Source organism: Corallococcus sp. Z5C101001, assembly GCF_007352635.1.
Taxonomy (GTDB): Bacteria; Myxococcota; Myxococcia; order Myxococcales; family Myxococcaceae; genus Corallococcus; species Corallococcus silvisoli.
Genome location: NZ_VKLU01000003.1, coordinates 355,328 through 375,798, shown reverse-complemented (window position 1 = coordinate 375,798; position 20,471 = coordinate 355,328). Strand labels below are relative to the sequence as shown.

Annotated in this window: 15 protein-coding genes; 7 read left to right on the top strand and 8 right to left on the bottom strand. The window is 71.3% G+C overall.

Annotation, left to right across the window (positions count from 1 at the left end; all coding sequences use genetic code 11):
* Positions 1-13 precede the first annotated feature (13 nt).
* A complete protein-coding gene (locus FOF48_RS07610; protein WP_255441993.1) occupies positions 14-865 on the bottom strand; it encodes a hypothetical protein in 852 nt (283 codons plus the stop codon).
* A gap of 305 nt (positions 866-1,170) precedes the next feature.
* On the opposite strand from FOF48_RS07610, the gene FOF48_RS07605 reads away from it, so the two are divergent.
* Positions 1,171-2,295 carry an alpha/beta fold hydrolase gene (locus FOF48_RS07605; RefSeq protein ID WP_186001822.1) on the top strand — a complete coding sequence of 375 codons (1,125 nt, stop codon included), beginning with the start codon at positions 1,171-1,173 and terminating at the stop codon, positions 2,293-2,295.
* Positions 2,292-2,807: a GNAT family N-acetyltransferase gene (locus tag FOF48_RS07600; RefSeq protein ID WP_143899500.1), complete on the top strand. Its 516-nt coding sequence runs from the start codon at positions 2,292-2,294 to the stop codon at positions 2,805-2,807. The genes FOF48_RS07605 and FOF48_RS07600 overlap by 4 nt, the downstream gene beginning before the upstream one ends.
* 33 nt (positions 2,808-2,840) lie before the next feature.
* Here the strand turns inward: FOF48_RS07600 and FOF48_RS07595 are convergent, their stop codons facing one another.
* A complete protein-coding gene (locus tag FOF48_RS07595; RefSeq protein ID WP_143899499.1) occupies positions 2,841-4,178 on the bottom strand; it encodes a hypothetical protein in 1,338 nt (445 codons plus the stop codon).
* A gap of 609 nt (positions 4,179-4,787) precedes the next feature.
* On the opposite strand from FOF48_RS07595, the gene FOF48_RS07590 reads away from it, so the two are divergent.
* Positions 4,788-5,858 (top strand): hypothetical protein, encoded by a 1,071-nt coding sequence (locus FOF48_RS07590; RefSeq protein ID WP_143899498.1) that lies wholly within the window; start codon positions 4,788-4,790, stop codon positions 5,856-5,858.
* A gap of 94 nt (positions 5,859-5,952) precedes the next feature.
* Here FOF48_RS07590 and FOF48_RS07585 read toward each other — a convergent pair whose 3' ends face one another.
* The 4 genes from FOF48_RS07585 to FOF48_RS07570 all read right to left on the bottom strand — a co-directional run bounded on the left by FOF48_RS07585 (position 5,953) and on the right by FOF48_RS07570 (position 11,421).
* Positions 5,953-8,670 carry a PQQ-dependent sugar dehydrogenase gene (locus tag FOF48_RS07585; RefSeq protein ID WP_143899497.1) on the bottom strand — a complete coding sequence of 906 codons (2,718 nt, stop codon included), beginning with the start codon at positions 8,668-8,670 and terminating at the stop codon, positions 5,953-5,955.
* Between the two features lie 55 nt (positions 8,671-8,725).
* Positions 8,726-9,277 (bottom strand): hypothetical protein, encoded by a 552-nt coding sequence (locus FOF48_RS07580; protein ID WP_143899496.1) that lies wholly within the window; start codon positions 9,275-9,277, stop codon positions 8,726-8,728.
* A 166-nt stretch (positions 9,278-9,443) separates the two neighbouring features.
* Positions 9,444-10,025, bottom strand: a complete 582-nt coding sequence (locus tag FOF48_RS07575; RefSeq protein ID WP_143899495.1) for a hypothetical protein — start codon at positions 10,023-10,025, stop codon at positions 9,444-9,446.
* A 79-nt stretch (positions 10,026-10,104) separates the two neighbouring features.
* A complete protein-coding gene (locus FOF48_RS07570) occupies positions 10,105-11,421 on the bottom strand; it encodes a citrate synthase family protein (protein WP_143899494.1) in 1,317 nt (438 codons plus the stop codon).
* Between the two features lie 101 nt (positions 11,422-11,522).
* Between FOF48_RS07570 and FOF48_RS07565 the strand changes: the two genes are divergently transcribed.
* Entirely contained in the window at positions 11,523-12,299 is a 777-nt protein-coding gene (locus FOF48_RS07565; RefSeq protein WP_143899493.1) for a class I SAM-dependent methyltransferase, read from the top strand.
* A gap of 76 nt (positions 12,300-12,375) precedes the next feature.
* A complete protein-coding gene (locus FOF48_RS07560) occupies positions 12,376-13,713 on the top strand; it encodes a S9 family peptidase (RefSeq protein WP_143899492.1) in 1,338 nt (445 codons plus the stop codon).
* Positions 13,714-13,722: 9 nt separating this feature from the next.
* Here FOF48_RS07560 and FOF48_RS07555 read toward each other — a convergent pair whose 3' ends face one another.
* Both FOF48_RS07555 and FOF48_RS07550 read right to left on the bottom strand, forming a co-directional pair.
* The gene (locus FOF48_RS07555; RefSeq protein ID WP_143899491.1) at positions 13,723-14,748 is read right to left on the bottom strand and encodes a prephenate dehydrogenase/arogenate dehydrogenase family protein; all 1,026 of its coding nucleotides are present in this window, start codon (positions 14,746-14,748) and stop codon (positions 13,723-13,725) included.
* Between the two features lie 101 nt (positions 14,749-14,849).
* On the bottom strand, positions 14,850-16,352 hold the full coding sequence (locus FOF48_RS07550; RefSeq protein WP_143899490.1) for a hypothetical protein: 1,503 nt from the start codon (positions 16,350-16,352) through the stop codon (positions 14,850-14,852).
* 484 nt (positions 16,353-16,836) lie between these two features.
* Between FOF48_RS07550 and fusA the strand changes: the two genes are divergently transcribed.
* Together fusA and FOF48_RS07540 are read left to right on the top strand one after the other, a co-directional pair.
* The gene (gene fusA / locus FOF48_RS07545; RefSeq protein WP_143899489.1) at positions 16,837-18,942 is read left to right on the top strand and encodes an elongation factor G; all 2,106 of its coding nucleotides are present in this window, start codon (positions 16,837-16,839) and stop codon (positions 18,940-18,942) included.
* Between the two features lie 240 nt (positions 18,943-19,182).
* Complete coding sequence (locus tag FOF48_RS07540; protein WP_143899488.1) at positions 19,183-20,448, top strand: RNA polymerase sigma factor; 1,266 nt, start codon at positions 19,183-19,185, stop codon at positions 20,446-20,448.
* Positions 20,449-20,471: the final 23 nt, after the last annotated feature.

Below are 20,471 nucleotides of genomic sequence, written 5' to 3'. Positions count from 1 at the left end.
CACGTGACGCGGACTAATTGACGCAGTTGCCCCAGCCGCGCTTGCCGTTGGTGACCGTCATCTCCCAGTAGCGGGTGCCGCTGTTGTAGTCGATGGACACGCCGTCGCTGAAGTCGCTGGTGCTGAAGTTGCCGCCGATGCCAGACAGCAGACAGGCCACGCCGCCGGGGTTGTAGGCCAGGTTCGCCGTGAAGCCGCCCGGGTTGCCGGCGATCCACAGCCAGCCGCCCTGATCCGTGGCCACGTCCACGCACACCGCCGTGCCGCCACCGGCCGCGGCCATGGTGCCACCCAGGTACCAGTTGAGGCCGTCATTCCAGACGCGGACATAGTCTGCGTTGGCCGTGAGGCCGCCCGCGGCCTCCACCTGGGTGAGGAAGCAGCGGCGCTGCGAGGTGACCGCGCCCAGGAGCTTCGCCGCCTGACCCTGGTACCAGGAGACTTCCGGCGTCCGGTTGGTGGCGGTGCTGAGGCACTGGATGCCCGTGCTCAGCGCCTTGCTGTTGTTGTGGCTGACGAACATCTCCCAGCCCCCGCCGTACAGGAACACGCCCGCGCTGGACCAGCTGCCAGCGGTGGCCGGCTTCAGGTTGCCCTGGATGCCGGAGAGGAAGCAGGTCCGGCCCGTGGCGGTCCCGATGGACGTGGAGGTGAAGCCGTTGCTGGTGGTGCCCCACCAGTAGGTCCCTCCCAGTCCGATGGCCTGCTCGCTCGACGCGAGCGACGTGTCCTCCGCGGCCGACGGGGTCGGGTCCTCGCCGGTGCCGGTGCCCGCGTCCATCATCGGATCGCCACCACACCCCACCGCGAAGAGGCCCAGGGGCACCGCCAGGAACAGCTTCCGGGTGAATCGAACCATCCGCATGTCACTTCTCCGTTCATTCGTGGGATGCAACGCCAGCGCTGCGTCATGGCCCGCTGGGTCCTGCTCCGGGCCTATCGCCATCGGGGAGCGTCCCGTCGCTAGAGCAACGAAGGTGCCAGCCCCTCCTCCCTGGGGGCCGCGCGCGAGGACGGCAAGACTTGCTGGTCCCCGGCGCTCGCGGACTGCAGGCCTTGCATGGATGGCAATCATTGCCGTGGACGGGGCTGGCGCCGCCGGATGGAAGGTGTGTCAGCGCCCGGCTCCTGGCAGGATCGGACGCGGGCGTTTCCAAGGAGGAGGTCGAGGTGCACATCCATCGCGAGGGCGCGAGCGCCGTCCGGACGCTGCTGCTGCTGAGCGCGCTGCTCGGGGGCGGCGCATGGGCGGAGGTGACGCGGGCGGAGTTCCTGGTGCCGTCGGAAGAGGGCATCGAGGTGTCCGTGCGCGAGGTGAAGGACACCGGGATGCAGGTGTCGGGGCTCGCGCCCCTCATCCTCCTGCACGGCGCGCGCGTCCCAGGACGGGCCTCCTTCGACCTGCCCGTCGAGGGCGGTTCGCTCGCGGAGGAGCTCGCGCGCGCGGGGCACGCCGTCTACATCATGGACGCACGGGGCTATGGCGGCTCCACCCGGCCGCTGGCCATGAGCACGCCCGCGAAGGGCCGGCCCCTGGTGGGGTCGCACGAGGTCGTGCAGGACGTGAACGCGGTGGTGGGCTGGGTGAAGGCGCGCACGGGGCAGCGCCGCGTCGGGCTGCTGGGGTGGGCCACTGGTGGGCACTGGGCGGGGATGTACGCGAGCCTCCACCCGGACAACGTGAGCCACCTCGTGATGCTCAACGCGCTGTACGCGGGGAGCGCGGTGCATCCGAGGCTCGGGCGGGGCACTGACTTCGAGGATCCGAAGCGGCCGGGGCTGTTCAACGCGGAGGGCCTGGGCGCCTACCGCTGGAACACGGGGGCCTCGCTGATGGCCGTCTGGGACCAGACGCTGCCGCCGGAAGAAGACAAGGCGAAGGCGCGCGATCCAGAGGTGGCCGCGGCGTTCCAGCGGGAGGCGCTCGCGAGCGACCCCCTGGGGCTCTCGCGCACGCCGGCCGCCTTCCGTGCGCCCTCCGGCGCGCTGGAGGACAGCTTCTATCTGGCCACGGGGCGGCAGCTCTGGGACGCGGCCTCCATCTCCGGGCGCGTGCTCATCCTCCGCGCGGAGAACGACTTCTGGAGCCGGCCCGAGGACGTCACCCGCCTCCAGGAGCACCTGGTCCACGCGGCCAGTGTGAAGGCCGTGGTGCTCCCGGGCGCGACGCACTTCGTCCACCTGGAGCGTCCGGAGCGGGGGCGCCGCCTCCTGCTGGACGAGGTCCTGCGCTTCACCGGCGCCCGGACGACTCCCGCCGCGCGGCCCGTGAAGGAGGCTTCGGGCTCGAAATGATTTCCATCCGGAGACTGGAACAGGCGACCCCCGAGGAGCGGCACGCGCTGGCCCGGCTGCTCATCGACTCGGTGGAGGGGGGCGCGTCGGTGGGCTTCCTGCCGCCGCTCTCGCTGGAGGCCGCGGCGGAGTACTGGCAAGGCATCTTCGCGTCGCTGGGGCCGGGGCTGGTGCTCTGGGTCGCGGAGCTGGACGGGCGCATCGTCGGCACCGTGCAGCTGGCGCCGAGCCTGCGCCCGAACGGGCTGCACCGCGCGGAGCTCCAGAAGCTGCTCGTGCACTCGAGTGCCCGGGGACAGGGGCTCGCGTCGCGGCTGCTGCACGAGGTGGAGGCGTTCGCGAGGAGCGCGGGTCGCACGCTCCTGGTGCTCGACACGTTGGCGGGTTCGCGGGCGGAGGCCATCTACCGGCACTTCCAGTGGCAGCGCGCCGGGGAGATTCCGGACTGGGCCCGGCACACCGACGGCGAGCTGCACCCCACGGTCCTCTTCTACAAGCGCCTCGTCCCGTAGCGGGGGCCGGAGGTCACTCCGGGATGCGCCGCCTCACGGCGCGCGAGGGCAGGGTGGGTCGCTGGGGCAACGGCCCGAGGCGTCGCGGGGCAGCGTCTGCGTGCACTCGGCGATGCGCGCGAAGGTGTTCGTCGCCAGGAAGTCCACGGCGGCCGAGCCGTCCCAGCCGCGCAGGATGCCGTGGCCCGCGCTGTCCTCGATGGAGGCCCCGGTGATGAACGCCGTGGCGGGCTCCTTGAAGAGGAGGATGGCGGAGCTCACGTCGAACGAGGGCGGCAGGTAGTTGCAGCCGTAGCTGGAGCACAGGCAGGGGCCGCCCGCGTAGCGCACGCGGATGTTCTCCAGCCGGTTGGCGGGGTTCGTGCCATCGAAGCGCAGTCCGGCCCAGTCCCCGGCGGCCGGCGCGGCCTTCGCGGAGGTGAAGACCACCGGCCGGGCCTGCGTGCCGGCGGCGATGAGCGCGCTCTTCCCGTCATAGACGAGCAGCCGGCTGCCGGGATCGAAGCGCAGCTCGGCGCCGGCTTCCAGGGTCAAGGTCGCGCCCAGGTCGTGGTTGCCCACGGTGAGGTCCGTCACGTGGTACGGCACCCCGAGGTCGCGCACCGTCGCGTTGCCGCCCAGATAGGAGAGGGTGGCGGATGCGATGCCGGGGCCCACGAGGATGGCGTCCTCGCGGTTGCCCGTGTAGGTGCCCGAGGGCAGCGTGCCCAGCGCGTTGGGGTTGATGCGCAGCGGCTGGGGCTTCGACTCGCTCCCCGAGCGGGTGATGGTCAGCGCGTTGGAGCCGTCCGCGAACCCGGCGGTGCCGTTGATGACGACGCCGGGGCCGGCCGAGTCCTCGATGGTGACGTGATCCACGAACAGGGGCCGGGCACCGGGGAGGTCCGCGCCCGCGCGCACGCGCACGGTGGCGTCCGCGGAGGACGGGTCTCCACCTCCCGACAACGTCGTCCACGACAGGCGCACGGTGCTGCCCTCGGCGACCAGCAGCTGGCCCCACGGCCGGCTGGAGTCTGCGGCCTGGAGGCGCACCGGCCGCGCCTGCGTGCCCTGGGTGATGAACGCACCCCCGCTGTTCACCTGGATGCTGGCCGAGCTGCCCAGGCTCACGAGGGTGCAAGGCTCCACGGTCACGGCGGCGTTCACGTTCAGCGACGAGACGGCGTGGGGGCTGTTGGCGCTCCAGGTCTCCGGCGCGGAGATGGTGCCCTGGTGCGTGACGGTCGCGCCCGTGGGCGTGGGACATCCGGTGTCCACCACGCCCGAGTCCGGCGTGTCGTCGGGCGCCGGGTTGGACTCCGACGAGCACCCTGGCAGGGCGAAGGCAGTCAGCAACAACAGCAGGGCAGGGCGTCGGAGCGAAGCGCGCATGGAATCCGTCTCCAGGTGGGTGGGGCCTCACCTGAACCATCGCTGTTTCAATCCATGCGTGACAATGCGGATGTGTGTTGTTTCACCGGCTACAGCGTGTTGCTTCGTGGGCAACGGCGGCGCGCGAGGCAATCCCTCTCATGTGCATCCACCCTCCGCGTCCGGGCGGTGTCGGGTACTGCCTCGCGGGTGAAGTCCTCGACGCGGGTGGGGGGCGGCCCGCGATGGGGTTGATGGCCCGGGCCCCCTCCGCGTTCTGGCGCGCCACTTCAGGGGCGTGCTCGGGAAGCCGCTCGTGGCGCGGGCCAGGCCAAGCTCATGGGCGCAGGGCGGCCCCGTCCGGCCCGGGCGGCTCACGTTCGGGGCGCATGCGCGCCCTGGTGACCCGAGTCATCAGGTGGTGAATGCCGTCATCGCGCCACGTCGCGCCGAGTGACCGGCGTGGCGACCCAAGTGCCTGATTTTCAAGGTGGTGACGTGCCCGGACGGTCGCCGCGGCGGGCTCGGGGCGCTGGCACGCGCCCTGCCTAGGTCCAGGCGTGCAGCACATCGGCGGCCCCGGTTCTCTTCCCTGTCCCGCCCCCACTCCTCGGCCTCCCGGAGTCTGAAATGTCCATCGCGTCCTTCAACCGCTCGTCCTTCTCCAGCCCCCTCTCGAACACCTCCCGCATCAAGCCGGTCTCGACGCCGGTCCAGGACGTGGCGAGCATTCCGGCGGCGCAGCCCCAGAACGACGTGCGGCGGAAGCTGATGACCGACTCCTTCGAGTCGGGGCCCAGCGCGCTGGGCGGCGCTTCCGGCGGCTTCGAGAAGACGATGTCTCAGGTGGTGGAGCAGCTGGGCGAGCTCGTGCAGTTGCTGAAGTCCCTGGGGACGCAGACGCCGGGAGGTCCGGCCGCCGACCTGGGCGGTGAGACGCAGGACGCGACGCCCAGCGTGGGGAGCGCCTCGGGTGGCGCGGCCCCGGCGAGCCCGGAGGCCGACTCGTTCTTCGGCGCGCCCAAGGCGCAGAGCTCCGCTCCTGCTTCCAGCGCGGCCAGCGGCGCGAGCGACGCGGCACACCCCACCTACGACAGTGACGCGGGCCCGGGCTTCGGCCCGCCCTCCGCCGGGTCCACCGAGCAGGTGAACCCGAGCGAGCCCTGGCTGGCCCGCAACAACGTGGGCACGCCCTACAACAGCAACATGCAGCTCATCGACCCGGGCCAGAAGAGCCAGTTCAAGTACACGAACACCTTCACCAACAACACGAGCGAGCCGCAGACCGTCACGCTCTGGAACAAGACGGGCGAGAACGGGGGCCCGAACGACGGGCAGAACTTCGACAAGAGCACGCCGAAGACGTTCACGCTCCAGCCCGGCCAGTCGCAGCTGGTGGCGTTCGACACCAACAGCAGCGTGGCGTGGAGCGTGTCGAAGGACGGCTCGGCGAACGCCGGCGCCAACTCCGGTCAGACCTGGGGCGAGGCGACGTTCGCGAACGCCGGCACGGGTTGGAGCGGCTACGACACCAGCCAGATCAGCCCCGCGGGCCACAACGGCAAGATGTCCATCACGAACGAGGCCAATGGCGTCCGAGTGACGGAGGCCAATGCCTGGCAGACGCCCTCGGACGACCCCGCGGGCCACGACATCGGCGTCCCCGCCGGGCCGCTGAACCTGGTCACGACCCTGGGCTGAGCCGGCCGCCGAGGCTCGAACGGCGCGAGGGATTGTGACATCCGGGAGGGCGTCCAGCGACGGAGGCACTCCCGGTTCATTTCACGGCCGCGAATCAACCCGCGCGCGGACGACGTCGCCGGGCCGCCAGCGCCACGAGCGCCAGCCATGCGAGCGGTGCCACCGGGGCCGCGCCGCAGCCGCAGCCAGAGTCGTCGGGCGGAGGCGGGGTCGTGCCGCCGTCGGTGCCGCCGTCACTGCCGCCGTCCGGCTGAGCCGGTTCGCAGCTGCCGTCGCCAACGCACACCGTCACCCGCGCTTCAGAAGGGACTCCGGCCGTGTCCACCACGACGAACCGCAGGGCGTGCGGGCCCGGCGAGAGGCCGGTGGTGTCCCAGCGGCCGTGCTCTCCGCCGAAGTGGAAGTGGTTGTCCGACCGGATGTCCGTGTATTCCAGCGTGCCGTCCACGTAGAACTCGGCGCGCGTGCAGCCCACGTCGTCCACGCAGTCGCCGAAGAACTCCGCCGTGCTGCCCGACACGCGCTCGCCCGAGGTGGGCCGCGTGAGGATCGCCTGCGGCGCTTCGTCCGCCTTCGTGGTGAGGGTGAAGGTCTGCTCCGCGTCTGGATTCACGCCGTTGGTCACCCGCACGCGCACGTCCACGGTGCCCGCCGCGGTGGGGGTCCAGGTGATGAGCCCGGTGGCCGCGTCGATGCCCATCCCCCGCGGCACGGTGCCCGTCAGCGAGTAGGTGGGCGCCGGCCGGCCCACCGCCTCCACGTCGTAGCGATAGGGGGCGCCCGCGACGGCGGTGGTGACGGGCGTGGAGGAGATGACAGGCGCGAGCGGGTCGTCGTCCACCTCCGTGGCCTCCACGGAGCGCGCGTCCAGCCCGGGGATGGCGAGGGTGAGGATGGCGACGCCGTCCACGTTGTCCGCGTCCTGCGCGGCGCGCAGCGTGACGGTCTTCGGCGTGCTCCAGTTGGACGTCGTGAAGCTGAGCGTGGCGCCGGACTCCACGGTGATGTCCTCGTCGCCCTGGGTGCGCGCCACGGTGACGGTGACGTTGGAGCTGGGCCGCTGGGACAGGGACACGTCGAAGGTCGCGGTGCCGCCCTCGGGCACGGAGACGCGGGTGGTGGACAGCACCAGCCGGGGGGCGTTGTTGTCGATGGTGGTGACCTCCACGGCCTCATCCGCCAGCCCGTCCGCCGACACCGTGAAGGTGGCGACGTCCGCTTCGGCGTCCGCGTCCTCCGCCGCCTCGATCGTGACGACCTGGGGCACGCTCCAGCTCGACTGAGAGAAGGTGAGGGTGGCGCCGCTGGCGACGCTCAGGTCCTCGGAGCCGCCCATCGCGCGAGCCACCCGCACCGTCACGGGGCCGGTGGGCGCCTGGGCCAGCCGCACGAAGAAGGCCGCGCGGCCTCCCTCCATCACCCGCAGGTGGAGCCCGGACACGACCAGCTTCTGCCCGGTCGCCGTGGGAGTCACCCGGCGGATGACGCCGTTGGTGTACCCGAGCGAATAGAGCGCTCCGTCCGGCCCCACCGCCATGTCCACGTTCGCGGAGAAGGCCGTCCCCCACGCATCCACCGTCGCCACCGAGTCATCCGCCGCCAGCGTGGCGCGCGTCACCTGCCCGGAGTTGTAGTCACCGAAGAAGTAGTTGCCGCGGTACTCCGGTGGGAAGAGGGTGGCGTCGTAGAAGGTGCCGCCGGTGATGGAGCCCCCCAGCGCCTGGGTCGTCGCGGTGCCTCCGCCGCTGCTCGCGTCCGGCAGGCCCGGCTGGGCCACGGTGAAGGTGGTGGTGGTGGGCGCGCCCGCGGCGCTGGCGACGTAGAGGCCGCCGTTGAAGCTGGGCTCCCCCACGCCGCTGATGTTGATCCGCTCACCCTTGCGGAAGCCGTGCGCCCCCGTGGTGGTGAAGGTGGTGACGCCGCCGCTGCGCACCGCGCCCGTGGCGGTGAGGTTGCGCGTGTCCACGCCGTTGGTGCGGTACTTGATGAGGGGCGTGATGAAGTTGGCGGGCTGGTTGTTCTCGTAGGCGTTGTAGCCCGCGTGTTCGCCCCTGTTCACGGCGAAGACCTGCTCGTAGCCCGTGCCCACGCTGTTGACCCACAGCCTGCCGGTGCGGGGATGGAACGTGAAGGTGAACGGGTTGCGGAAGCCGCGCGCCCAGATGTACTCGTTGTTGGGGCCCACGCCGTCGTTGAAGGGGTTGTCATTGACAGGCGTGCCGTCCAGGTTGGCGCGGCTCACCTTGGCCGCCAGCGACGTCAGGTCGGCGTTCACGCCCGTGCCGTTGCCCAGGTCGCCAATGGACCAGTAGAGCTTTCCGTCCGCCCCGAAGCCGATCCCGCCGCCGTCGTGGTTGTTGCCCGCGGTGGGCAGCTGGGTGACGACCTCCGTGCGCGCCGTGCCCGTGCCGTTGGCGTCCGTGTACCGGACGATGCGCTGCTCGGTCGCGGAGACGGTGACGAAGAAGTAGACGTAGCGGTTGACCACGTAGTTCGGGTCGAACGCGATGCCGATGAGGCCACACTCGCTGTTGGTGTGGACGGCCGGCTCCGTCGCGAACAGCCGGGTCACCAGCGTGGTGTTGCCCGGCTGTGTCTCCAGGGCGCCATCCTTCATGGCCACGGTGCGCACCACGCCGTTCTTGAGCGTGACGAACAGGCGCCCCGAACCATCCGGCGCCCACGCCATGCCGGTGGCCGGCGTCAGGCTGCTGGATGAGTAGTTCGTCTCCGTGAAGCCAGCGGGCACCGTGGCCCAGACGGGGGGACTCAGCAGCAGGAGCAGCAGGGCGGCCAAGGGGTGGGTTCGCATGGCCGCGACGCTACCGCACACGGTGTTGGACCCGGGTCCAACACCGGAAGAATCGCTACCGTGTCGCCGTGAAATTTCGGCGGATGAAGCAGCCCGGACTGCTCGCCTCGGTGGTGGCGGTCTGGAGCTCGTAGGTGCCCTGGAGCGTGGAGGGGGCGGTGGCCGTCTGGGGCGCGGGTGCCAGCACGGTGGCCTGGATGCTGGTGGAGGACCAGGTCGTCGCGGTGAGCTCCTGGGTTCCGGAGAGGTGGAGCTCCAGTCCGGGCTCGCCGTAATAGAAGCCCGACAGGTCGGCGCCGCCCAGCGTCGTTCCGACCCGCGTGTCCGCGTACGTCAGCACGAGCGGCCCCGTGGGCAGCTTCAAGCCCAATGCCTCGCAGCCCCCACCAGGGGGCGAGGTGTCCGCGAACTGGAGCGTGTAGCTGCCTTCAATCGCGCAGCCGCTCTCACAGACCGAGGGTGCGGGTTCGCCGCTGCTTCCGCCGCCACAGCCCGGATTTCCCATGCCGCTGCCCATCGTCATCATGCCCACGGCAAGCAGCACCGGAGCGCGGAGGAGCGTCGCGGTCTTCGAGATGCGGGAAGCACGCGGGGATTCGGTGTGCATGGGGCTGGGACTCCAGGTGGGAGCGAGGAGGCGTCAGGATAGCCTGAGGCCTTTCACCCTCGCGCCTTGGAGCCCGGTGACGCCAGGCGGTTCATGGGCAGGGGGCGTCATCGCTTCGACCCCGCACCGCGAATGCCATCACCGCGAGGCTGCACGTCCCGTGACGTCAGCGGACCCGCGACGCGACGGGGAGTCGGGACGCGACCCCGGTGGCGGTGGGCGCCGTCAGGGCCTGGCTGAACCTCCGGGTGCCGTCCGACAAGGGGCCCCGTGCGACCTCCTGCCCGGAGTTGTCGAGCACCTGGGCGAAGACGCGGTCGAACCCCTTCTTGAGTCCCATGGACTCGTGGGGTTCCCCCTTGGAGTCCGCCACCATGTAGAGGGACGAGTCCAGCTCCGGAGGCGGGGCCTCGCCCTTCTCACGGAACAGGTCCTTCATGGCGTTGAGCGATTCGTCGTGGCCCTTGCGGATCTCCCCGCGAGCCATGCCCTTGAAGAGGCCCGGAACGTCGCGCAGGTCCACGTGGACGACGACGATGGGGCGCTGGGCGCGCACGTCATAGATGAACTGGTAGGCGCGCTGGCGCAGCTCGTCCCGGGTGCCCTTGTTGGCGTAAAGCACCAGGGTCGGGCGGCCCTGCCCGATGGGGACTTCCTTGCCGAACACATCCTTGAGTTCGGCCGCGCTGGCCGGCAGGGCGGCTCCCAGCAGTCCGAGCAGGCAGGTCAGCAGGGCGGTCTTCTTCATTCGTTGGCTCCTAAGGTTGACGAGGCGCATGGGGTCCACCAACAGCGTCACGTCCACCCTGAATCCCCCAGCCGCGAATTCAATCCGCTGTCGCAGCGTCCGAAGCAGGGGGGCCGACGTAGCGGGCCCTGGGACGCAGCAGATGGCCCTGCTCTCGCTGCTCCAGCACGTGCGCCACCCAGCCCGCCGAGCGCCCCACCGCGAACACCGTGGACGCGGCGCCCTTCGGCAAGCCCAACGCCTCCGCGAGCATCACCAGCCCGACCTCCATCGAAGGCGCTGGATGTCCCGCCTCACGCATCACCTCCACCACCGCTTGCGCCACGCGCACCCCCGGCGCCTCCGGGCGGACTTCCCGCGCGGCCTGGATGAGCGGGGGCGTGCGTGGATCCCCTCCGGGATACAGCCGGTGTCCGAAGCCCGGCACGGACCCGCCCTGGCGCAGATACGCGGCGACCACCTCCTTCGCCCGCGCGGGCCTTTGGACCTCCGCGAGGAGCGCCTCCACGCGGTCGCACGCGCCGCCGTGCTTCGGTCCTGAGAGCGCCGCCATCGCGGCGCCAATGCACGCGTACAGGTCCGCGCCAGAGGAGGCCGTCACCCTCGCCGCGAACGTCGACACGTTCAGCTCGTGGTCCGCGCAGAGCACCAGCGCCTGGTTCAGCAACGCGGGCGCGCGGGGCGACCTGGCGGCCCACGCGCGTGCCAGGGAGTCCGCCACCGTCTTCTCCTGGAGCGCGCGCGTCACCCGTCCGGGGGCTCGCGCCACGCACACCCACGCCGCCAGGTGCCGCAGCAGCCCCCGGGCCCGCGCCAGCTCTTGTTCAGGCGGCGCCGCGACGCGCAGCGCATCCCGTGCGCCCAGGAGCGACACCAGCGTCGACAGCACCTCCGCCGGTGGTGTCCCTCGGGGCAGCAGCGCCGCCAGCGCGGAGGGGGCGAAGGGCATGCGCGGCGCGCGCCACGCCGTTCCCCGGGGCTCCGGCAAAACGCCCGACCACAGCAGCTCCGCCACGTCCTCGAAGGACCGGCCCTCGGTGGCCAGCGCCACCGCGGGCTGGCGTCCCCGGTACGCCAGCCCCCGCGCCTCCACGCGCGACACGGCGGAGTCGATGACCGGCTCTCCCCACCGCAGCGCCCCCGCCGCCACCGCCGCGTGTCCCGCCCTGGCGTCATGGCGTGCCTTCAGCCGCTCCAGGTCCGCGCGCGCGTAGCGATTCTCCTTCGTCCCCCGCACCGGCACGCACCTCACCCAGCCGCGGCTGACGTACGTGTACAGCGTCGTGCGCTTCACCCCGAGCAGCGCCGCAGCCTCGCTCGCCGAGACCAGGGCTTCTTCCCGCTCAGGTCGATGGTCGAATCGAGATTGAGAGCGTCCACCCCGGCGTCTATCCATGCTCCACCCACCTCCTGGCTGCGGAGTGTCGACGCAGGCCGGATCCGCTGTCGACGTGTCTTTGCTCCAGGGCGGGGAGGGTCGAACACGGAGGACATTCCATGCACGTGGACTTTGGACGCACGTCGGAGGACTACGCCCGGCACCGCGCGGGCTTCCCGGACGCCTTCTTCGAGCGGCTGCTTCGCGAGGGCGTCTTCCCTTCCGGCCAGCAGGTCCTCGACCTGGGCGCGGGCACGGGCACGCTCGCCCGGGGCCTGGCGAAGCGCGGGGGCCATGTCACCGCGCTCGATGTCTCCGCGCCCATGCTGGAGTCCGCCCGGCGGCTCGCCACCGAGGAGGGGCTGTCCATCGACTTCCGGGTGGCGCCCGCGGAGGAGACGGGGTTGCCCTCCAGCGCCTTCGGGCTCGTGACCGCTGGGACGTGCTGGCATTGGTTCGACCGGGCCGCCGCGGCCCGCGAGGCCCTCCGCGTGCTGGCACCCGGCGGGCGACTGGTCATCGCGCACTTCGACTGGCTGCCATTGCCGGGCAACGTCGTGGAGGTGGTTCACACGCTCATCGACACGTTCAATCCCTCACAGGTCGCGCCGTACGTCAGCTTCGGGAACGATGCGGGCGTCTACCCGCGCTGGTTCATCGACGTGGCCACCGCGGGCTTCACCGGCCTGGAGTCCTTCACCTTCGACACGGTCGTTCACTACTCGCATGAGGCGTGGATGGGGCGGGTGCGCGCCAGCGCCAAGGTGGGCCCGGTGCTCTCCGACGACGAGGCCGCCCGCTTCGATGTCGCGCACGCGAAGCTCCTGGCGGACCGCTTCCCGCGAGCGCCCCTCGCCGTCCCCCACCGCGTCTTCGCCCTCCTGGCCACGCGGTGACGCGCGGCGAGTGACAGATGCGGAGACGCCCGGTGTTCGATCCTCCAGCCACTTGTTTCGCTGGAGGTCACAGACCATGGGCATCTCATTGGACCGTCGCTCCCTCATCCAAGCCAGCCTTGGGCTCACCGGGGGGCTCGCGCTCCTCCGGGGCGCTCCTTCCCTCGCGGCCCAGCCCCCGTCCGGGGCCTCCGCCTCCGCCGGGGCGCCCACGCCCTGGTATGAGCTGGGATTGATGGAGGACCCCATCATGGAGAGCCAGCTCCTCCACTTCCTGGCCGCGACCTACAGCGCCCAGGCGGACATCAGCGAGGTGCTGGACACCGCGCGGCGCGTCGTCCCGGGGGATGACTGGAGCTGGCCCAACGAGTGGGTCCACACCGCCGACCGCATCCGCACCATGGGCGACGCGAGCCTGGCCAAGCGTCACACCCTCAGCGCCGGCAATGCCTATCTGCGCGCCGCCAACTACTACCGCGCCGCCCTCATCCACCACCCCGAGCCCACCCACCCGAGCGTGGTGGCCACCGGGCGCAAGGCGGTGGATGCGTACAACAAGGCCCTGACGCTGCTCCGGATCCCGGGGACGCCGGTGCGCATCCCCTATGAGCGGACGACGCTGCCCGGCTACTTCTTCCGCTCGCCGAGCGCCCGGACCCTCGCGCCGCTGCTCATCTTCCAGCAGGGACGCGACGCGTGGCCGGAGGAGTCCAAGTACGTCGTGGATGCGGCCCTCGCGCGGGGCTACCACTGCCTGCTCGTGCACGCGCCAGGGCAGGGCATGGCCATCCGCGAGCAGGGGCTGCCCTTCCGTCCAGACTGGGAGAACGTCATCCGGCCGGTGGTGGACTTCGCCGTGTGCATCGCGGGAGTGGACTCGCGGCGCATCGCGCTCCTGGGATGGAGCATGGGGGGCGCGCTGGTGCCCCGCGCCGCGGCGTTCGAGCGGCGCATCAAGATCCTCATCCCCAATCCCGGCGTCCTGAACTGGGGCCAGTCCTCCTTCGAGCAGTTCAACACCTACTTCCCGGACGTGATGCCGCTGCTGGAGAGCGACCCCCGGGCCTTCGACGCGGCCATGGCCCAGCTGATGTCGCAGGTGTTCCTGTATCGCTGGTACATGAAGGACTCGATGTGCAAGCACGGCGCGAGCTCGCCTTCGGACCTGCTCTTCAAGCTGCGCGAGTTCAACAACGAGCCCGTCGTCCACCGCATCCACTGCCGGACGCTGGTGATGGACGGCACCGCGGAGGCGTTCTCCCAGGGACAGGCCCGGCTGCTCTTCGACTCGCTGAGCTGCCCCAAGGACTACCTGCTCTTCACCGCGGAGGACACGGGCCTGCTTCACTGCCAGGAAGGGGCGCAGGCCGTCGCCAACCACCGGATGTTCGACTGGCTGGACGACGCCATCTGACGTCCCGCCTCAGCCCCGGGCGTCAAGCACGACGCGGAAGAGGGCCTCCACCTCCTGGGGCTCCAGGCCCAGCTCCCGGGCCCAAGCGCGGCGCACGGCGAGCAGCGCCTCCTTGCGCGCCGGCTCGTTACCGGGAGGCTGGGCGCGGCGCTGGCGACGGGCCAGCTCCGCGCGGCGGGCGAGCAGCTCCACCAGCTCCCGGTCCAGCTGGTCGATGTGCTCGCGCGGCTCGCGGACCTCCGGGGGGCCCGGCTCCAGCCCAGGGGCTGAGAGCCCCGCCGCCTCCCGCGCCTGGACTCCGGAGGGAAGGGCTTCCAGGTCGCGGTGGATGGCCTGGAGCGCCGCGAGCAACCGCCCGCGCGCCTCGGTCGCGAAGGGGTTCTCCTGTTGGATGGCGTTGAAGAGGTGCCCCGCGTCCATGCGCACCGTCTCGATGGTGCGCGACAGCGCCTTGAAGCTCGCGGGCGCGAAGGGCACGTCCACCGCGGAGCCGGAGTCCACCATCCCCTTGGCCACGAAGAACGTGAGCGCGTGCGTCCGGGCCATCACCCGGTCGTGTCCCTCCGGCGTCTGTTCGATGACCTCGCACCCCAGCGCCTCGTAGAAGCGCCGCGCGCGCGGGGCCGCGTCCGGATGCAGCGGGTTGGGGCAGAGCACGACGCGCATGGGCCGCTCCGCCATCGCGAGGCTCAAGGGCCCGAAGAGGGGATGCGTCCCGACCCAGGGCACCTGGGCCCCCAGCACCTCCGTCAGCGCCTCCACGGGCTTCACCTTGACGCTGCCCACGTCCAGCACCAGGTGGCGCGGCGTGAGGTGCGGTCGCAGCGTGAGCAGCACCTCGCGCATCCGAGGCACCGGCACCGCCACCACCACCAGCTCCGCGCCCTCCAGCAGCTCCGGCACCGAGCGCGCGCGGAGCGGCTCCGGCGGTTCGGCCACCGGGTCCATGGCGCGGTAGCCCAGCTCCGCTGCCTCGAGCAGCGTTCCCAGGGCCCGACCGAAACGTCCGTATCCGACGAGTGCGACTTGCGGCATGCCGCCCAGTCTACGCGGCGCCGCCGGACGGGACACGACCGCCGGGCCCCCCATGCGGGGCGCCCGGCGGCACGTGACCTTCCAGGGTGGGCGGCGGCGGACTACCGGGCGCGGAAGGCTTCCGCGGTGAGGCAGGCGTCGGTCTTCTCCGGGATGACGAAGAACGGCTGCGCGCGGCTCAGGCCCTGGGACACGCCCAGCCAGGGGTCGCCGATCTGCGAGGCGCCGTCATACACGAGCGCCAGCCAGTCGTTCTGCGACGCGGGGAAGGTGTCCAGGGTGTCCGAGTCGTGGTTGAGGTCCTTGGCGTAGGACACGGACTGGATGACGCCGTTGTTGTTGAAGTCCAGGTTGGCGCTCGCGGTGCCGCTGACCTGGATGCCATTGATGCGCACGCCGATGTGGGCCAGGTCCGCCTCCGTGGTGGGGGAGACGGGCGCGAAGGCGGAGACCTCGTTGATGGAGGACTCGCTGATGGAGGCGACGCGCACGCGCGAGTAGTCCAGCACGTTGTCCACGCCGTCCACCCGCAGGCCGTACATCTGGTACTCGTAGTTCATCTGGCTCAGGTAGTTGGGCTTGTAGTTGCTGTCGTCGTTGCCGCCATGCCGCAGGCCGATGTTGTGCCCCAGCTCGTGCATGAGGGTGCCGGCCTGCTGCAGCTCCGTGCCGCCCGCCGGGCTCCAGGCGCCCAGGGTCACGATGAGGTCATGGCCGGGGATGCCGCGCGACAGGCCGCTGGAGCTCGTCGTGCCGTAGGTGTTGGCGAAGAGGGCGTAGTGGAAGAAGGGCGCCCGGCGGGCCGGGAAGTACTTGCTCTTGAGGGTGTCCACGCCCTGCCACGCGGTGTCCAGGTTGGCGATCGCGTCCGCGGCGGCGATCTGCGAGTCCAGCACCAGGTGCAGGTTGATGCCCGTGGTGCCGTTGGGGTTGCTCACCGGCGCGTTGGCGAAGGCCGTCGTCACGCGGTCCAGCGCGGCCTGGGTGGGCTTGCGGTCGGCGTAGTAGTCCACCTCCACCAGGACGTCCTTCTTGCGCGGATCCACGCCGTAGTAGCGCAGGTCCACGCCGCCGTAGCCGTACAGCTCCGCGTAGTCGCTGATGCGGTCGCCGTCCGTGTCCGCGCTGTACGGGTTGGTGCCGTAGCGGGCCTCCGCCGCGTCGCAGATGCCGTCGCCGTCCGAGTCCACGGCGTTGGTCGCGCACAGGTAGACGGGCTGCACGTTGGAGACGCTGTAGTCGGTCCCGTCCTGCGTGACCGTCTCGTACTTGGGCCGGTGGTAGACGGTCACGGTGCGGTAGCCCGCGCGGGTGTAGACGAGCCGGAGCGCCTCCTCGCCGGCGGCGGGCATGACGATCTGCACGTGGTCCGCGCCGTTGTGGTTGCCGTACGCGTCGAAGACGTAGAGGCCCGACGATTCCGTCTTCTGGAACGTGGGGTTGCTGCCGCAGCCGTTGCCGGAGCAGACGCCGGAAGCAACGGTCACCGTCACGTCCTGCACGGCGCTGCCCGAAGACGCGTCGTAGACGTAACCGTAGACACATCCGTTCAAGCCGACGAGTGCCATGGTGGCCGTCAGCAGGCTCTTGTGAAACGTGGACATACATCCCCCTCGGAGGAGTCAGGGGTTGGCATCTCGAGCCAACCGCGACCTTTACGCCGGGGGCCGCGAATATTCTTTTCGCGAGCCTGGATTGACACGAAGGGGTCCGTGTTTTACCTCTAAGGCATCATGAGGCCCGTCTCCATCCATGCCCTGCCGACCCTGAGCGCTTTCGCGCCGGCGGCGGACGTGCGCCTCGCCCCCCGTCACGAGGTTCTGCTCGATATTTGAGCAGGCGGACCGGATGGCTCCGGTGCGCGCCGTGGCTGGTTGCCCGCGCGCCGTGAGCGCCGTCTCCGCCTGAGTCGTCCCCGGGGTGTCTTCGTGTGTCCTCGCGCGTTCCCGAGCGGCCCGCCGTGCCGCTGGGGGTCCGTCGTGCGCGGGCGCGCCTGAAGACCTCCGGGGGCCAGTTCCTCAGCCCAACCAGCGCCTCAATCCAACACACCCGCGGGCCTCGCTGCCCGGACGGGAACGGGAGTCTTTCATGTCTCGCACCACGCGCATCGAGCGGTATCGGAACATCGGCATCATGGCGCACATCGACGCGGGCAAGACGACGCTCACCGAGCGCGTCCTCTACTTCACCGGCCGCATCCACAGCACGGGAGAGGTGCACGCGGGCTCCACGGAGATGGATTGGATGGAGCAGGAGCGCAAGCGTGGCATCACCATCACCTCCGCGGCGACGACGGCCTTCTGGCAGCCCCGTCACGGGCGGGAGGCGGGCGTGCCCCACCGCATCAACATCCTGGACACGCCGGGCCACGTGGACTTCACCATCGAGGTGGAGCGTTCGCTGCGCGTGCTCGACGGCGCGGTCGCGGTGTTCGACGCCAGCCAGGGCGTGGAGCCGCAGTCGGAGACGGTGTGGCGGCAGGCGGACCGCTACGGCGTGCCGCGCATCGCGTTCATCAACAAGATGGACAAGGTGGGCGCGGACTTCGCCCAGAGCGTGCAGTCCATGGTGGACCGGCTGGGCGTGCGCCCGGTGGCCGTGCAGTGGCCCCTGGGGGACGGCGCGGACTTCCAGGGGTTCGTGGACCTGGTGCGCCTGCGGCTCGTCCGCTTCGAGGGCGACGACGGCCGCTTCGATGACGACGGGCCGGTGCCTCCCGCCCTGTTGGAGGAGGTGATGGCGCACCGCATGCGCCTCATCGAGGCGTGCGCGGACGTGGACGCCACCGTGCTGGAGAAGTTCGTGGAGGGGCGCGTGGAGGACATCACCGCGGAGGACCTGGAGCGCGCGCTGCGCCTGGGCACCCTGTCGCGGACGCTGGTGCCGGTGCTGTGCGGGTCGGCCTTCAAGAAGAAGGGAGTGCAGATGCTCTTGGATGCGGTCGTCAACTACCTGCCGTCACCCGCGGACGTGGCCGCCGTGGAGGGCTGTGTCCCGGGCACCGGCGAGCACGTCAGCCGTCCCGCGTCGGACGCGGGGCCCCCCTGCGCCCTGGTGTTCAAGCTGATGAGTGACAAGGCCGTGGGCGGCATCGTGTTCCTGCGGGTGTACTCCGGCACGCTGCGCGCGGGCACCGTCCTGCTCAACCCCGTCACCGGACGGCGCGAGCGGGTGGGGCGCCTGATGTTCATGCACGCCAACCGCCGGGAGGAGGTGGGGGAGGTGCACGCGGGAGACCTCTGCGCGGCGCTGGGGCTCAAGGGCGTGCGCACGGGCGACACGCTGTGCGACCCGGAGGCGCCGGTGGTGCTGGAGGCGTTGAACGTGATGGAGCCCGTGGTGCAGCTCGCCGTGGAGGCGCGCTCGCCCGCGGAGCTGCCGAAGCTGGAGGAGGGGCTGCAGCGGCTGGCGGCGGAGGACCCGTCGCTGCGCCTGGGCGTGGACGCGGAGAGTGGCCAGGTGCTGCTGTCCGGCATGGGAGAGCTGCACCTGGAGGTGGTCGTGGACCGGTTGAGGACGGAGTTCGGGGTGGAGGCGCGCGTGGGACAGCCGAAGGTGGCGTACCGCGACACGCTGCGGAGCGCGGTGCGCCAGGAGTACCGCCACGTCCGCCAGTCTGGCGGGCCCGGACAGTATGCGTACGTGGTGCTGGACGTGGGGCCGGCGCCGCGAGGGGCGGGGCTCGTCTTCGTGGACGCCACGAAGGGCGGCACCATTCCCCGGGAGCTGGTGCCCGCGATTGAAAAGGGCGTGGCCGGCGCCATGGCGCGGGGCGTGCGGGACGGCGTGCCGCTGGTGGACGTGGAGGTGCGGCTGGTGGATGGGGACACGCACGTGAAGGACTCCACCCCGCAGGCGTTCGCGGTGGCGGGCTCGCTGGCGCTCCAGGAGGCCGCGCGGCGCGTGGGCGTGCAGGGGCTGGAGCCGGTGATGGAGGTGGAGGTGGTGACGCCGGAGGAGTTCCTGGGCGACGTGCTGGGAGACCTGGCGTCGCGGCGGGGACGGGTGTCGGGGATGGAGGCGAAGGGGGCGGCGCGGAGCGTGTCCGCGCGCGTGCCCATGGCGCGGCTCTTCGGCTACGTGACGGCGCTGCGCGGCCGCACGCAGGGACGGGCCCAGGCCAGCATGCGCCTGGGGACGTACGAGCCGGTGCCGGACGCGCTCCTGTCCTCCAGCGCCGAGGCGCGGGCGTGAGCTGAGGGCCGGGCCCCGGGCTCCCGAAGCAGGGAGTCCGGGGCGGTGTCGTCCCTCCCGAAGGTGCACACCCCGGGACCTGGGACGGCCGCCTTGGAGGGGGCCCGGAAGGAAGGCCGCACCCGCATGTCGATTTTCCGGCCGCTCGTTCGACGCGCTGTTGAAAGGAGCGTCGAGCGCGGCGAGCGGCCTGCCTGGTAGGGCTTGCACCCACGCGCAGGGGTGATTGAGTCCGTCGCCGTGACGGATTCCAAGGCACAGGCCGCGGTCCACGCGGTGTGGAGAATCGAGTCCGCGCGGCTCATCGCCGGGCTCGCGCGCATGGTGCGCGACGTAGGGCAGGCGGAGGAGCTGGCGCAGGACGCGCTGGTCGCGGCGTTGGAGAAGTGGCCGGTGTCGGGCGTGCCGGACAACCCGGGGGCGTGGCTGATGGCCACGGCGAAGCGGCGCGCCATCGACGAGATGCGCCGGCACAAGCTGCTCGCGCGCAAGCACGAGGAGCTGGGGCACGGGCTGGAGGAGGCGGAGATGCCAGACCTGGACGCGGCGCTGGACGACAACGTCGGCGACGACCTCCTGCGCCTCGTCTTCATCTCCTGCCACCCGGTGCTGTCCCCGGAGGCGCGGGTGGCGCTCACGCTGCGGCTGCTGGGCGGCCTGACGACGGAGGAGATCGCCCGCGCGTTCCTGGTGCCGGAGCCGACGGTGGCCCAGCGCATCGTCCGGGCCAAGCGGACCCTGGCGGAGAAGGGCGTCCCCTTCGAGGTCCCCCGGGGCGAGGACCTCGAAGCGCGGCTCGCGTCGGTGCTGGAGGTCATCTACCTCGTCTTCAATGAAGGCTACTCCGCGACCGCGGGGGATGACTGGATGCGCCCCGCGCTCTGCGAGGACGCGCTGCGCCTGGGCCGCATCCTGGCCGAGCTGATGCCCCGCATGCCGGAGGTGCACGGGCTGGTGGCGCTGATGGAGATCCAGGCCTCGCGGACCCGGGCGCGGGTGGGGCCGAACGGCGAGCCGGTGCTGCTGCTGGAGCAGAACCGCGCGCTGTGGGATCAGCTCCTCATCCGCCGGGGGTTCGCGGCGTTGAAGCGTGCGTCGGAGGTGGGCGGCGTCCAGGGCCCCTACGGGGTGCAGGCCGCCATCGCCGCCTGCCATGCCCGGGCCCGGACGCCGGAGGAGACGGACTGGGAGCAGATCGCCGCGCTCTACTCGACGCTCATGCGCCTGGTGCCGTCACCCGTGGTGGACCTGAACAGAGCCGTCGCGTTTTCAATGGCGTACGGCCCCGCCGTGGGGCTGTCCATCGTGGATCGGCTGCTGGAGGAGCCGTCCCTCAAGCACTACCACCTGCTGCCGAGCGTGCGCGGTGACCTGCTCCAGAAGCTGGGGCGCCTGCCGGAGGCCCGGGCGGAGTTCGAACGGGCGGCGTCGCTCACGCGCAACGCCAGGGAGCAGGTGCTGCTGCGGGCCCGCGCCGCCGCCTGCTCGGGCGGGCCGTCGTCGTAGACCCCCGTCCGCGGGAGGGCTTG